At 74.2% G+C, this 14,392-nt stretch carries 13 protein-coding genes; 12 read left to right on the plus strand and 1 reads right to left on the minus strand.

What is annotated here, in order from left to right:
- The first annotated feature begins 104 nt into the window (after positions 1-104).
- The 10 genes from L3078_RS37405 (at position 105) to L3078_RS37450 (ending at position 10,161) form a co-directional block, all read left to right on the plus strand.
- Positions 105-1,517 carry a phytoene desaturase family protein gene (locus tag L3078_RS37405; RefSeq protein WP_239760623.1) on the plus strand — a complete coding sequence of 471 codons (1,413 nt, stop codon included), beginning with the start codon at positions 105-107 and terminating at the stop codon, positions 1,515-1,517.
- Positions 1,518-1,621: 104 nt separating this feature from the next.
- A complete protein-coding gene (locus L3078_RS37410) occupies positions 1,622-2,614 on the plus strand; it encodes an SCO3242 family prenyltransferase (protein ID WP_239758445.1) in 993 nt (330 codons plus the stop codon).
- 32 nt (positions 2,615-2,646) lie between these two features.
- Positions 2,647-3,510, plus strand: coding sequence for a sugar phosphate isomerase/epimerase family protein (locus L3078_RS37415; RefSeq protein WP_239758447.1), 864 nt, complete (start codon positions 2,647-2,649; stop codon positions 3,508-3,510).
- A gap of 40 nt (positions 3,511-3,550) precedes the next feature.
- Positions 3,551-4,336, plus strand: a complete 786-nt coding sequence (locus tag L3078_RS37420) for an EboA domain-containing protein (protein ID WP_239758449.1) — start codon at positions 3,551-3,553, stop codon at positions 4,334-4,336.
- Between the two features lie 166 nt (positions 4,337-4,502).
- Positions 4,503-5,357 (plus strand): TatD family hydrolase, encoded by an 855-nt coding sequence (locus L3078_RS37425; protein ID WP_239758451.1) that lies wholly within the window; start codon positions 4,503-4,505, stop codon positions 5,355-5,357.
- Between the two features lie 9 nt (positions 5,358-5,366).
- Positions 5,367-6,581 (plus strand): metabolite traffic protein EboE, encoded by a 1,215-nt coding sequence (gene eboE, locus L3078_RS37430; protein ID WP_239758453.1) that lies wholly within the window; start codon positions 5,367-5,369, stop codon positions 6,579-6,581.
- A gap of 100 nt (positions 6,582-6,681) precedes the next feature.
- Positions 6,682-8,082: an alkaline phosphatase family protein gene (locus L3078_RS37435; protein WP_239758454.1), complete on the plus strand. Its 1,401-nt coding sequence runs from the start codon at positions 6,682-6,684 to the stop codon at positions 8,080-8,082.
- Complete coding sequence (locus L3078_RS37440) at positions 8,079-8,372, plus strand: hypothetical protein (RefSeq protein WP_239758456.1); 294 nt, start codon at positions 8,079-8,081, stop codon at positions 8,370-8,372. Before L3078_RS37435 ends, L3078_RS37440 begins: the two co-directional genes overlap by 4 nt.
- Before the next feature lie 142 nt (positions 8,373-8,514).
- On the plus strand, positions 8,515-9,060 hold the full coding sequence (locus L3078_RS37445; RefSeq protein ID WP_239758458.1) for an O-acetyl-ADP-ribose deacetylase: 546 nt from the start codon (positions 8,515-8,517) through the stop codon (positions 9,058-9,060).
- A 234-nt stretch (positions 9,061-9,294) separates the two neighbouring features.
- Positions 9,295-10,161 (plus strand): hypothetical protein, encoded by an 867-nt coding sequence (locus tag L3078_RS37450; protein WP_239758460.1) that lies wholly within the window; start codon positions 9,295-9,297, stop codon positions 10,159-10,161.
- 114 nt (positions 10,162-10,275) lie between these two features.
- On the opposite strand, the gene L3078_RS37455 is transcribed toward L3078_RS37450, so the two are convergent.
- The gene (locus L3078_RS37455; protein ID WP_239758463.1) at positions 10,276-10,653 is read right to left on the minus strand and encodes an ArsR/SmtB family transcription factor; all 378 of its coding nucleotides are present in this window, start codon (positions 10,651-10,653) and stop codon (positions 10,276-10,278) included.
- Positions 10,654-10,710: 57 nt separating this feature from the next.
- Between L3078_RS37455 and L3078_RS37460 the strand changes: the two genes are divergently transcribed.
- Both L3078_RS37460 and L3078_RS37465 read left to right on the plus strand, forming a co-directional pair.
- Complete coding sequence (locus L3078_RS37460) at positions 10,711-12,708, plus strand: heavy metal translocating P-type ATPase (RefSeq protein WP_239760625.1); 1,998 nt, start codon at positions 10,711-10,713, stop codon at positions 12,706-12,708.
- 177 nt (positions 12,709-12,885) lie between these two features.
- The gene (locus L3078_RS37465) at positions 12,886-14,382 is read left to right on the plus strand and encodes an AlkA N-terminal domain-containing protein (protein WP_275593198.1); all 1,497 of its coding nucleotides are present in this window, start codon (positions 12,886-12,888) and stop codon (positions 14,380-14,382) included.
- Positions 14,383-14,392: the final 10 nt, after the last annotated feature.

Consider the following 14,392-nt stretch of genomic DNA (forward strand, 5'->3'; position numbering starts at 1 on the left):
TATCCTGAGCGCAGGTTTTGGCGCGGGTTTTGCCGTCGGCGGGATTGCGGTGGCGGGGCCCGGTGGTCATCGGCCGACGACGAAGGGGTCCGGACGTGCCGTCGATGCTCGACGCGGTGGTGGTGGGGGCGGGGCCGAACGGCCTGACGGCCGCCGTGGAGCTGGCCCGGCGCGGGTTCTCCGTGGCCGTGTTCGAGGCGAAGGACACCGTGGGAGGGGGCGCCCGCACCGCGGAGCTGACCCTGCCCGGGTTCCACCACGACCCCTGCTCGGCCGCCCACCCGCTCGGCGTCAACTCGCCCGCGTTCAGGGCGATGCCGCTCCACCGCCACGGCCTGGAGTGGCTGCACGCCGACCTCCCGATGGCGCACCCCTTCCTCGACGGCTCGGCGGCCGTGCTGTCGCGCTCGGTGGGGGAGACGGCCGCCTCGTTCGGACCGCGTGACGCGGGCGCGTACCGCCGACTGGTCGAGCCCTTCCTGCCCAAGTGGGACACGCTCGCCCGGGACTTCATGTCGCTGCCGCTGTCCGCGCTGCCCCGCGACCCGGTCACCCTCGCCCGCTTCGGTCTCGTCGGCCTGCCGCCGTCGACCTGGCTGATGCGCCGCTTCAAGGACGAGCGGGCCAAGGCGCTGTTCGCCGGACTCGTCGCCCATGTCATCGCCCCGCTCGGCGGCCTCGCCACCGGCGCCGTCGGCCTGGTCTTCGCCCTGGCGGCGCACGCGGCCGGCTGGCCGGTCGCCCGGGGCGGCTCACAGGCCATCTCGGACGCGCTCGCCGCCTATCTGGTGGACCTCGGCGGCACCCTGCACACGGACTACGAGGTCAAGCGGCTCGACGACCTGCCGCCCGCCCGCGCCTACGTCTTCGACACCTCACCCACCGCGTTGGCCCGGATCGCGGGCTTCGGCGGCCACTACGACGCCTACCGCTACGGCGCGAGCGTCTTCAAGCTCGACTACGCCCTGGACGGCCCCGTGCCCTGGACCGCCGAGGAGGCGCGTCGCGCGGGCACCGTCCAGGTCGGGGCGAGCAGGGCCGAGATCGGGGCGGCGCTGCACGCGGCCTCCCGGCAGAACCGCGCACCCGACCCGCCCTTCCTGATCACCGTCCAGCCCAGCCTGGTGGACCCCGGCCGGGCCCCCGAGGGCAAGCACGTCTTCTGGGCCTACGGCCACGTCCCGAACGGCTGGACGGGAGACCTGACGGACGCCGTCGAGCGCCAACTGGAGCGCTTCGCCCCGGGGTTCCGCGACCGCGTGCTCGCCCGCGCCACCGCGGGCCCGCCCGAACTCGCCGCGCACAACGCGAACTACGTGGGCGGCGACATCGCCTGCGGCGCCGCCTCCGGCCTCCAACTGCTGCTCCGCCCGAGGCTCTCGCTCCGCCCGTACGACACCCCGCACCCGGCCGTGTTCATCTGCTCCTCGGCGACCCCGCCGGGACCCGGGGTGCACGGCATGTCGGGCCACAACGCGGCCAAGGCGGTGTGGCGCAGGCTGCGGCAGGAACCCTGAGTTCACCGGCGCGCCGAGCGGCAGCACGGACAACATCACGAATCGACAAAGGTCTTCACGCTTTCTCCATGTGAATGTCCAAGTCGCGTGGGTAAGTTGCCGCCATGAAAGATCGGAGAGCGGGGGCGGGCTCCGGCCCGCGGCCTCGCGTGGGCCTCGCCGACCTCGCACAACTGGTGCGCGCCCCGGCCGCGTTGAGCGTCCCGGGCGACGTGCTCGCGGGCGCCGCCGCAGCCGGGCACCCGCTGGGCGCGCGGACGGTCGGCGTGATGGGTTCGTCCGTCTGCCTCTACTGGGCCGGCATGGCCCTCAACGACTACGCCGACGCCACGGTCGACGCGGTCGAACGCCCCGAGCGCCCCGTCCCGTCCGGCCGGATCCCGCGCCGCACCGCGCTCGCCGTCGCGGGCACCCTGACCGCCGGGGGCCTCGCGCTCGCCGCCGCCTCGGGGGGCCGCCGGAGCCTCATGGGAGCGCTTCCGCTGGCCGCCGCCGTCTGGGCGTACGACCTCAAGCTCAAGTCCACCCCGGCCGGCCCCGCCGCCATGGCCTCAGCGCGGGCCCTCGACGTCCTCGCGGGCGCGTTGGCCGCCGGGGGCGGACCGGACCGCACGACCGGGACCGGTGCAGCCCTGCTGCGCGGCGCCGTCCCCGCCGCGCTGGTCGGCGCCCACACCTACACCCTGACCGCCCTCAGCCGCCACGAGATCTCGGGCGCCCCCGCCCGGCTGCCGGCCGCGACCCTCGCCGCCTCCACGACGACCGCCCTCGCCACGGCGCTCCCGGCCGCCCGCACCGCCGTCGCCTGGCGCGCCGGGCGACTTCAGGGGCGCGCGGGCACCACCGCCGCCGTCCGGGCCGCCGTGGTGGCCGCGGGCGCCCTCGCCTACCTCGGCAGCTACGGAACGGCTCAGGCCCGGGCCGTGAGGGAACCGTCGGGCGACAACGTACGGCGGGCCGTCGGGGCCGGGATCCTCGGGCTGATGCCGCTGCAGGCCGCGTTGACCGCACGCAGCGGAGCCACGGCAGCGGCGGCGGCCCTCGGCGTCGTACACCCCCTCGCGCGGCGGCTCGCCCGGCGCATATCCCCCACCTGAACAGCACGGACCTCCGCAGGAGGAAAGCCGGAATGACCCCGCCCCCCACCCCCCTCAGATTCGGCTACGGCACCAACGGCTTCACCAACCACCGGCTGGGCGATGTCCTCGCGGTCCTCGCCGACCTCGGCTACGACGGCGTCGCCCTCACCCTCGACCACGGCCACCTCGACCCGTACGCGGACGACCTGCCCCGGCGGGTGGCCGCGATCGCCCGGGACCTGGCCCGGCACGGACTGGACGTCACCGTGGAGACCGGCGCGCCCTACCTCCTCGACCCCTGGGGCAAGCATCATCCGACCCTCATGGCGGACGGCGCCGAACGCAGGATCGACCTGCTGCGACGGGCCGTACGCATCGCCGCCGAGCTCGGCTCGCCCACCGTCCACCTGTGCAGCGGCCCCGCACCGGGCGACGGTCTGCCGGAGCGGGACGCGTGGAAACGGCTCGCGGCGGGCGTCGAGACCGTCCTGGAGACGGCGGAGGAGTACGGCGTCTCGCTGGCCTTCGAACCCGAGCCGTACATGTTCGTCGACACCGTGGAGCGGTGCCTCGAACTCGCCGAACTGGTCGGTGGGCACGAGCTGTTCGGGATCACCTTCGACGTGGGGCACGCCCACTGCGTCGAGGAGCGGACCGTCCTGGAGTGCGTCCGCCTCGCCGCCCCGCGTCTGCTGAACGTGCAGATCGAGGACATGCGGCGGGGCGTCCACCGGCATCTCGAACTCGGCACCGGCGAGATCGACTTCCCGCCCGTGCTCGCCGCCCTCCAGGACCTCGACCACCGCGGACTGGTCTCCGTGGAGATCCAGGGCGGTTCCCTCGACGCCCCCGAAGTGGCCCGCCGCTCGCTCGACTTCCTGCGCGCGGCGACGGTCCGTCCCCGCACGTCCTGACGCCCCCGCGTCCTCCACCCCCACAGGAGGTTGTTCCGTCATGGTCTCCACCGGAATGCCGCCCGCCGAGACGGCCGAACTCTCCGACCCCCGAACCCTCCTCGCCCGCCACCCCCTGGATCCGCCCGCCCGCGCCTGGCTCGACGAGGCGAAGGCCCGGGTCACCGAGCGCCCCGCAGCCGTCCGCACCCTGTTCCCCGCCGCCCGAAGACGCGTCGGGCGTGCCCGGCTGGACGCGCGCTGGACCGTCGACGAGGCCGCCCGCGCGGTCCTGCTCACCGCGCTGCCGCTGGGCGGACAGCCGCTCGCCGACGAACTGGCCGGCCTGCACCGCCACGGCGACCCGGCCGAACAACGGGCGGTCCTGCGGGCCCTGCCGCTGCTCGCCGCCCCGGACCGCGGCGACGCCTCCCGGGAACCCCTCGGCGACCTCGCCCTGCCCCTCGTCCGGGAAGCCCTGCGGGGCAACGACAGCGGCATCATCGAGGCCGCCCTCGGCCCGTACGGCGCGGCCCGGCTGCCGGACGCCGAGTACCGGCAGGCCGTGCTGAAGTGCGTGTTCCACGAGATCCCCCTGGACCGGATCGACGGTCTCCCCGCCCGCGCCGACGCCGAACTCGCCCGCATGCTCGCCGACTTCGCCCACGAACGGGTCGCCGCGGGGCGTGACGTGCCGACGGACATCTGGCCCGTCGTCCGCCCCTTCCCCGCCGCCGACCGGCTCACCGACGGACTCGCCGCCGAGACGCGGGCCGCCGCACCCGAGCGCCGAGAGGCCGCCGAACGTGCCCTGGCGGAACTCCGCCGGACCACGGCCTCCCCCTAGCCGGGGGACCCCCGTCCACGGCCTCCCCCAGGCCAGGGCAACCCGCGCCCACGGCCTCCGCAGGTCACCGTGGCCGTCCGCCACCGCCATCGCCACCTCCACGCATCGTCACCCGCCCGGCCACAGTCGGCGCGGCTCACCGACCACTCGAGGAAAAGGCCTGCCCGTGCGCATCTTCGACCCCCACATCCACATGACCTCCCGCACCACCGACGACTACGAGGCGATGCACGCGGCCGGCGTGCGCGCCGTCGTCGAGCCGGCGTTCTGGCTGGGCCAGCCCCGCACCTCGCCCGAGAGCTTCTACGACTACTTCGACGCGCTGCTCGGCTGGGAGCCCTACCGGGCCGCCCAGTTCGGCATCCAGCACTTCTGCACGATCGCCCTCAACCCCAAGGAGGCCAACGACCCGCGCTGCCGGCCCGTCCTGGACGAACTGCCCCGCTACCTGGCCAAGGACCGCGTGGTCGCGGTCGGCGAGATCGGCTACGACTCCATGACGCCCGAGGAGGACGAGGCCCTCGCGCTCCAGCTCCAGCTCGCGATCGAGCACGAACTGCCCGCCCTGGTGCACACCCCGCACCGTGACAAGGCCACCGGCACCCGGCGGACCCTGGACGTCGTACGGGAGTCCGGCATCGCCCCCGAACTCGTCGTCCTCGACCACCTCAACGAACTGACCGTCGGCATGGTCCTCGACAGCGGCTGCTGGGCCGGGTTCTCGATCTACCCGAGGACCAAGATGAGCGAGGACCGCATGGTGACCATCCTCCAGGAACACGGCACCGAGCGCGTCCTCGTCAACTCGGCCGCCGACTGGGGCCGTTCGGACCCGCTCAAGACCCGGAGGACCGCGGACGCCATGCTCGCCGCCGGGTTCGACGACGACACCGTGGACCGGGTGCTGTGGCGCAACCCGGTCGCCTTCTACGGCCAGAGCGGACGGCTGGACCTCGACGAACCCAAGCCGGACGAGGAGTCCAGCTTCCAGGGCAACTCCGTCCGGCGCGGCGGGGAGTGAGGACCACCCATGCGCTTCCGTCACCCGGACGGCACCGCCGTCCACCTCGGCTACTGCAGCAACGTCCACCAGGCGGAGGATGTCGACGGCGTCCTCGCGCAGCTCGCCGACCACGCCGAACCGGTGCGGGAGCGGCTGGGCGTCGACCGGCTCGGCATCGGGCTCTGGCTCGCCCGTGACGTGGTCGCCCGCCTGACCGCCGAACCGGGCGAGTTGGCGCGACTCAAGGGCGAACTCGACGCCCGGGGCCTGGAGACCGTCACCCTCAACGCCTTCCCCTACGCCGGGTTCCACCGCGACGTGGTCAAGAAGGACGTCTACCTCCCCGACTGGGCGGACGAGGCCCGCCTGACGCACACCCTGGACTGCGCCCGTGTCCTCGCCGCGCTCCTGCCCGACGACGCGGAACGCGGCAGTGTCTCCACCCTGCCGCTGGCCTGGCGCACGCCCTGGCCGCCGGAGCGCGCCGACACGGCGCGCCGCGCCCTGGACCGGCTCGCCGCCGGGCTCGCCACGATCGAGTCGGACACCGGGCGCCGCGTCCGCGTCGGCTTCGAACCGGAGCCCGGCTGCGTCGTGGAGACCACCGCCCAGGCCGTACGGGAACTGCGCGGCCTCGACCCCGAACGACTCGGTGTCTGCCTCGACGCCTGCCATCTCGCCGTCCAGTTCGAGGAACCCGGCGCGGCCCTGCGCCGCCTCGCCGAGGCCGGGCTGCCGGTGGTCAAGCTCCAGGCGTCCTGCGCGATCGAGGCCGCCGACCCGGCCGCCCCCACCGCCCGCACGGCCCTCCGCCGCCTCGCGGAACCACGCTTCCTGCACCAGACGCGCACGGCGGCGATCGCGGGGACGGGCGGGGAGCCGCGTACGCCGGAGGGGCGGGCGGTGGCCGGGTTCGTGGCTCCGGAGGTGCGGGGTGTCGATGATCTGCCGGACGCGCTCGACGGGGGGCTGCCCACGGACACCGGTCCCTGGCGCGTCCACTTCCACGCACCGCTGCACGCCGACCCCGAACCGCCGCTGCGCACCACCGCCGACCAGCTGGTCCGGGTCCTGGCCGGACTCCTCGGCGGGCCCTCGGCGGACTGCGACCACATCGAGGTCGAGACCTACACCTGGTCCGTCCTCCCCGAACCGCCCACGGACCTGCCCGGCGGCATCGCCGCCGAACTCGCCTGGGCCCGCGACCGGTTGACCGACCTCGGCCTCAAGGACGACCGATGACGAGCCCGCGACCGCCCCACCGGGAGCCCCCGACCGGCCCCGGCCCCCTTCGAGGAGAAGCAGCGATGAGCCTTCGGCCCGGCAACAAGGAGCACCTGCGATGAGTACCCGATCCCACCGGCTCGTCGTCCTCGACATCGTCGGTCTCACCCCCAAGCTGCTGGCCCACATGCCCGCCGTCGCCGCCCTCGGCGAGCGCGGCTTCCGGGCCCGGCTCGACCCCGTCCTGCCCGCCGTGACCTGCACGGTCCAGTCCACGTTCCTCACCGGCGAACCACCCACCGGGCACGGCGCGGTCGCCAACGGCTGGTACTTCCGCGACCTCGGCGAGGTGCTGCTGTGGCGCCAGCACAACGCGCTCGTCGGCGGCGAGAAGATCTGGGAGACCGCCCGCAGGACCGACCCCGACTACAAGGTCGCCAACATCTGCTGGTGGTACGCGATGGGGGCGGACGTCGACCTCACCGTCACCCCGCGCCCGGTCTACTACTCCGACGGCCGCAAGGAACCCGACTGCTACACCTGGCCGCCCACCCTGCACGACGAACTCACCGACCGCCTGGGCCCGTTCCCCCTGTTCACCTACTGGGGCCCCAACGCGGGCATGCCCTCCACCCAGTGGATCCTGGGCGCCGCACGCCAGGTCTTCGACGAGCACGACCCGGACCTCACCCTCGTCTACCTCCCCCAACTCGACTACGAGCCGCAACGATCCGGCCCGGACTCGCCCGCCACGATCCGCGCCGCCCGCCAACTCGACGACGCGCTGCGCCCGTTGCTCGACCACTTCCAGCGCGAGGGCGCCACGGTGGTCGCGCTCAGCGAATACGGCATCACGCCCGTCTCCCGCCCCGTGGACATCAACCGCGCCCTGCGCCGGGCCGGACTGCTCCAGGTGCACACGCAGGACGGCATGGAGTACCTCGACCCCTGGACCTCACGCGCCTTCGCGGTCGCCGACCACCAGGTGGCCCACGTGTACGTCCGGGACCCGGCCGACACCGCGGAGGTCGACGAGCTGCTGGCCGGACTCGACGGCGTGGACGAGGTGCTGGACGCCGAGGGCAAGGCCGCGCACGGCCTGGACCACGAACGCTCCGGCGAACTCGTCGCGGTCGCCGACCCGGACGCCTGGTTCACGTACTACTACTGGCTCGACGACGAGCGCGCCCCCGACTTCGCCCGCCAGGTCGAGATCCACCGCAAGCCCGGCTACGACCCCGCCGAGCTGCTCTACGACGAGACCGTCCCCGCGGTGAAGCTGCGCGCCGTCGGCCAGGTCGCCCGCAAGAAACTGGGCTTCCGCTACCGCATCAGCACGGTGCCGCTGAACCCCGCCGGCGTCCGGGGCAGCCACGGCCGCCTCCCCGCCGACCCCGACGACGGTCCCGTCCTGCTCTGCTTCGCGCCCGAGCCGGCCCGGGAGGCGTACGCCGCCACCGAGATCAAGTCCCTGCTGCTGGGCCTCGCCGGCCTGACGGAACAGAAGCCGCACGCATGACGCCCCACCTTCCCCTCCCGCCCCTCCGTCCACTGCTCGACCCGTCGCCGGAGTACGCCAAGTGGCGTGACGAGGAGCCGATCCGGCGGGTGACGATCTGGGGTGACAACAGCCCCTGGCTGATCACCCGGCACGAGGACGCCCGCGCGGTCCTCGCCGACCCCCGCTTCAGCGCCGACCCGACCCGCGACGGCCCCCCCGGCTTCCGCCCGCAGTCGCCACCCCGGGCTCCGGGCCAGTTCTTGATGATGGAGCTGCCCGACCACACCCGCCTGCGCGCCGGGTCCTGATCCCGACTTTCGCCCCCGGCGCGCAGGCGGGCGGGCCCGTCCCGGTGGCCAGTCCCGCCCGGCCCCGCGGCCGGTTCCGCCCGTCACGGCGTCGGTCGAAATCGGAGGCCCGCTCGTCCCGTCGGCTGGTATAGAGGCGGGCATGACCACCATCACCCTCGTCCGGGGCGACATCACCGAGCAGTCCGTCGACGCCATCGTCAACGCCGCGAACTCCTCCCTCCTCGGCGGGGGAGGAGTGGACGGCGCCATCCACCGGCGCGGCGGCCCCGCCATCCTGGCCGACTGCCGCAAACTCCGTGCCTCGCTCCCCCACTCTCGGCTTCGCTCGAGCGGGGGGACCCCCATCGGCAAGGGCCTTCCCACCGGTCAGGCCGTCGCCACCACGGCGGGCGACCTCGACGCGCGCTGGGTCATCCACACAGTCGGCCCCGTCCACAGCCAGAGCCTCGACCGCTCCGCCCTCCTCGCCTCCTGCTACCGCGAGTCCCTCCGTGTCGCCGACGAGTTGGGAGCCAGGACCGTCGCCTTCCCGGCCGTCTCCGCCGGTGTCTACGGCTGGCCCATGGCGGACGCCGCCCGCATCGCCGTGGAGACGGTCCGCTCCACCGAGACCTCGGTCGAGGAGGTCAGGTTCGTCCTCTTCGACGACGAGGCGTACCGGGCCTTCGCCGAACAGACGGGCTGACACCGGCTCCAGGGCGGGACGCGGCCCGGCGTGTCGCCCTCGCGCACTCTGACGGACGAACGGCGAAAGCGAGCCGAACGGCGCCGTACGGAGCGGTCCGTCGTGGGAAACACGCTGGTCAGGGTCGTCGGCGTGGTCGGTCGTCGGGTTCGGCCGGGGCGTTGTGCTCGGTTGCGGCGCGTCGTGGCGCCTCTCACGGTGAGCGCAAGGACAGCTGCTTCGAAAGGAACGTGCATGCGCGCCCTCGTCTCCCGTGCTCTTCTCCTGTCACCTCTGGTCTGCGGGGCGCTGGTCTTCGGGCCGGTCGGTACCGCCACCGCGGCCGTCGACGCGGGCCGAACCGCCTCGGACCGTGCCGCGAGCCGCGCCGCCGCGGTTCCCGAACCTGATCTGGACGCCTTCTTCGACGCGTTGGAGAAGGAGATCGACGCGCTCGTGGACAAGGAGGAGGCGGAGGCGGACGCCATCGTCGACAAGGAGATCGCCGACATGGAGGCGCTCCTCGACAAGCTCGAGAGCGACCTGGACGCGCTGCTGGCCGACCTCGACGCCGACACGGACGCGGCCGCGGAAGCGGCTACGGGCACGGCGACGGGCACGGCCACGGAGACCGACGCCGTCGGCACCGACGTCGACGACCTGCTCGACCAGCTGGAGCTGCTCGACCGCATGGACCAGAACGACGTGCTCGCCCCGCTGCTGGGCGAGATGACCACCATCGCCAAGCTGGACGCCGACCAGCTGGACACCGCCGAGGCGGCCCGGCACGTCGCGGCCCTGCGCACCGCCCACGCCACCGTTCAGCAGCGGTTGCAGAAGATCGAGGCGGCGGCCCCGGCCGGCTCCGACCGCGCCGCCGCGGCGGCCGACCCGGTCGCGGATCTGCTGGCCGCGCTGCAGGCCGCCGTCGACGCGCTGCTCAAGGCGCTGACCTCGCTCGACCTGGGTGCGGTCCTGGGTGCCGTGACCGGTCTGCTCGGCCCGGTCCTCGGAGTCGTCACCGGTCTCCTGCAGCCCGTGCTCGGCCTGGTCACCGGCCTGCTCGGTGGGCTGCTCGGCGGCCTGCCCGCCACAACGCTCCCGGCGATTCCGGCGGCGTGACCCAAGCCAGGACACCCGAGTCGAACACCCGCCCCGGCCACCGGCCGGGGCGGTGCCGTTCCTCGGCGCGCCACCTCACCGGGTCCCGTTGCCCGACCGGTCCCGCCCGCCGCCTCAGTCCCCGTCAGGCGCGTCGCTGAGTCCCAGTCGCAGGTGCTCGACGTGATAGACGGCCTGGTCCAGCAGTTCGGCGACATGGTGGTCGTGCAGCGCGTACACCACCGAACGGCCCTGGCGCTCGCCCACGACCAGGCCGAGGTTGCGCAGCAGGCGCAGCTGGTGGGAGCAGGCGGACTGCTCCATCCCGACCTCGGCGGCCAACTCGGTGGCCGGGAGCGGCCCTTCGCGCAGCCGGGCCAGGATCAGCAGCCGGGACGGAGTGGAGAGGGCCTGGAGGGTGGTGGCCACCTTGGCGACATTGGCCGCGTCCAGACGCACACGAGCGGCGTCCTGCGTGGCGTTCTGCGCTGCGGTGACGGCTCCATGACCCATGGCGAGTATCTTACTCATCGCACATGAAGGCATGAATGAGTCTTCATGTGTTCCTGTATGGTGTGCCGCGTGTCTGCCACCACCCTCACCCCCACCCCGGTCCGCCCACCGTCCGCCGCGACGGCGCCCCGCCGCCGCACCCGCGTCCTCGCGCTCCCCGAGGCCCGCTGGGCACTGACGTCGACCCTCGCCTTCCTGCTCGCGTTCCCCCTGGACCTGGCCGGGGTCTCCGCCTGGCTGTACGGCCCGCTCTACGTGGTCGCCTACGCGGCCGGCGGCTGGGAGCCCGCCCTCGAAGGGCTGCGGGCACTGCGCGAGAAGACCCTCGACGTCGACCTGCTGATGATCGTCGCGGCGCTGGGCGCGGCCGCGATCGGCCAGGTCCTCGACGGCGCTCTGCTGATCGTCATCTTCGCCACCTCCGGCGCCCTGGAGGCCCTGGCCACCGCCCGCACCGCGGACTCCGTGCGGGGTCTGCTCGATCTCGCGCCCACGACCGCCACCCGCCTGTCGCCGGACGGGACGACGGAGGAGACCGTGCCGACGGACCGACTCGCCGTCGGTGACGTGGTGCTGGTCCGCCCCGGCGAGCGCATCGGCGCCGACGGGCGGGTCCTGGAGGGGGAGAGCGAGGCCGACCAGGCCACCATCACCGGCGAACCGCTGCCCGTCCCCAAGGCACCCGGCGACGAGGTCTTCGCGGGCACCCTCAACGGCACGGGAGCGCTGCGCGTCCGCGTCGCACGGGACCCGGCCGACTCCGTGATCGCCCGCATCGTGAGCCTCGTCGAGGAGGCCTCGCGCACCAAGGCGCCGACCCAGCTCTTCATCGAGAAGATCGAACAGCGGTACGCCGTCGGGGTCGTCGTCGCCACCCTCGCCGTCTTCGGTGTCCCCCTGGCCTTCGGCGAGGACCTCACGGCCGCGCTGCTCCGCGCCATGACCTTCATGATCGTCGCCTCGCCCTGCGCGGTCGTCCTCGCCACCATGCCGCCGCTGCTGTCCGCCATCGCCAACGCCGGCCGCCACGGCGTCCTCGTGAAGTCCGCCGTCGCGATGGAGCGGCTGGGCGAGATCGACGCCGCCGCGCTCGACAAGACCGGCACGCTCACGGAGGGCACGCCCGAGGTCGTCGCCGTACGACCGCTGCCGGGCTCCGGGTTCGACGAGGACGGGCTGCTGGCGCTGGCCGCGGCCGCCGAGTACCCGAGCGAACATCCGCTGGCCCGCGCGGTGGTGGCCGCCGCCGGGGCGCGGGGGGTGCGGATGGCCGCCGCCGAGGACTTCGTGGCCACGCCGGGCCGAGGCGTGCGGGCGACGGTCGAGGGGCACGTGGTGACCGTGGGGCGGGCGGGGGAGCGCGGCGACCTCGGCGACGGGGCTCCCGCCGACGGGACCGGCGCCGGCGGGGCCCTCGCCGACAGGGCGGTCGCCGAAGGGACGACCGTGCTCGTCGAGCGGGACGGGGTCGCCGTCGGGACGCTCACCCTGGCCGACCGGCTGCGTCATGACGCGCCCGCCGCGGTGGCCGCCCTCACCGCCGTGACCGGTGCGTCGCCGGTCCTGCTGACCGGGGACAACGCGCGTGCCGCCGCCCGGGTGGCGGCGGACACCGGCATCGACGACGTGCGGGCCGAGCTGCTGCCGGACGGCAAGGTGGAGGCCGTACGGGAGCTGCAGAACGGGGGCGCGAAGGTCCTGTTCGTCGGGGACGGGGTCAACGACGCGCCCGCGCTCGCCGCCGCGCACGCCGGGGTGGCCATGGGCCGGGCCGGCTCCGATCTGGCGTTGGAGACCGCGGACGCGGTTGTGGTGCGCGACGAGCTGCGTGCGATCCCGGCGGTGGTGCGGCTGTCCCGGGCGGCCCGGCGGCTGGTCGTGCAGAACCTGGTGATCGCCGGGGTGTGCATCGCCGTGCTGGTGGTGTGGGACCTGGTGGGGCATCTGCCGCTGCCGCTCGGGGTGGCCGGGCACGAGGGGTCGACCGTGCTGGTGGGCCTGAACGGGCTGCGGTTGCTGCGGGAGGCGGCGTGGGGGCGCGCCGCGCGGGGTTGAGGGCGCCTGAGGGGGAGGGGCTGTCCGTCGTCCGGCGGCTGCTGGTCCGTGGGGGCTGGTCGCGCAGTTCCCCGCGCCCCTTCAGGGTGGCGGGGGGCTTCCGGTGGTCGCAGGTCAACCCACGCTGATGTCGGATTTCCGCCAGCCCTCCGTTCGCGGCTCCCCGATGCTTGAGGCATGCGGAACGGGATGTACGCGGACACGGAACGGTGTGTGCGGGCCGTGCGGTCGAAGGACGCGCGGTTCGACGGCTGGTTCTTCACGGCCGTGGTGACCACACGGATCTACTGCCGGCCCAGCTGCCCGGTGGTGCCGCCCAAGGCGGAGAACATGACCTTCTACCCGAGCGCGGCGGCGTGCCAGCAGGCCGGCTTCCGGGCCTGCAAGCGGTGCCGCCCGGACACCAGCCCGGGATCACCGGAGTGGGACCAGCGGGCGGACCTCGTGGCGCGGGCGATGCGGCTCGTGGGGGACGGGGTCGTGGACCGGGAGGGCGTGCCGGGACTGGCACGGCGGCTCGGCTATAGCGCCCGGCAGGTCGAGCGGCAGCTGCTGGCCGAGCTGGGCGCGGGCCCGCTGGCGCTCGCCCGGGCCCAGCGGGCGCAGACCGCGCGGCTGCTGATCGAGACGACCGCGCTGCCGATGGCCGAGATCGCGTTCGCCGCCGGGTTCGGGTCGATCCGGACGTTCAACGACACCGTGCGGGAGGTCTTCGCGCTGTCGCCCAGCGAACTGCGCGAGCGGGCCGCACGGTCGGCCCGGCAGCGCTCCGACTCGCCCGGCACCTCCGGGGCGTTGAGCCTCCGGCTGCCGTTCCGGGCCCCGCTCAACCCCGACAACCTCTTCGGCCACCTCGCCGCGACCGCCGTACCCGGCGTGGAGGAGTGGCGCGACGGCGCGTACCGGCGCACGCTCCGGCTGCCTTACGGCCACGGCATCGTCGCCCTCGCCCCGGAGCCCGACCACATCGCCTGCCGGCTCACCCTCGGCGACCTGCGCGACCTGCCCGTCGCCATCAGCCGCTGCCGCCGCATGCTCGACCTGGACGCCGACCCGGTCGCCGTCGACGAGCAGCTGCGCACCGACCCCCTGCTCGCGCCCCTGGTCGACAAGGCGCCCGGGCGCCGGGTGCCGCGGACCGTCGACGAGGCCGAGTTCGCCGTACGCGCGGTGCTCGGCCAGCAGGTCTCCACGGCCGCCGCCCGGACCCACGCGGCCCGGCTGGTCCTCGCGCACGGCGAACCGGTCGACGATCCGGAAGGGGGCCTCACCCATCTCTTCCCGTCCCCCGAGGCGTTGGCGGCCCTCGATCCCGAGACCCTCGCGATGCCGCGCACCCGCCGGAACACCTTCACCACCCTGGTAGGGCAACTCGCCGAAGGAACACTGCACCTGGGCGTCGACAGCGACTGGGCCGAGACCCGGGCCCGGCTGCTCGCGCTGCCCGGGTTCGGCCCCTGGACCGTCGACGTCATCGCCATGCGTGCCCTCGGCGACCCGGATGCCTTCCTCGCCGGTGATCTCGGAATCCGGCGCGCGGCACGGGAGTTGGGCCTGCCGTCCACCCCGGCCGCCCTCGCGGCGCGGGCCGAGGCCTGGCGGCCCTGGCGGGCGTACGCGGTCCAGTACCTCTGGGCGACGGACAGCCACCCCATCAACTTCCTTCCCGTCTGACCTTCAGAGG

The organism is Streptomyces deccanensis (assembly GCF_022385335.1).
Lineage (GTDB): Bacteria > Actinomycetota > Actinomycetes > Streptomycetales > Streptomycetaceae > Streptomyces > Streptomyces deccanensis.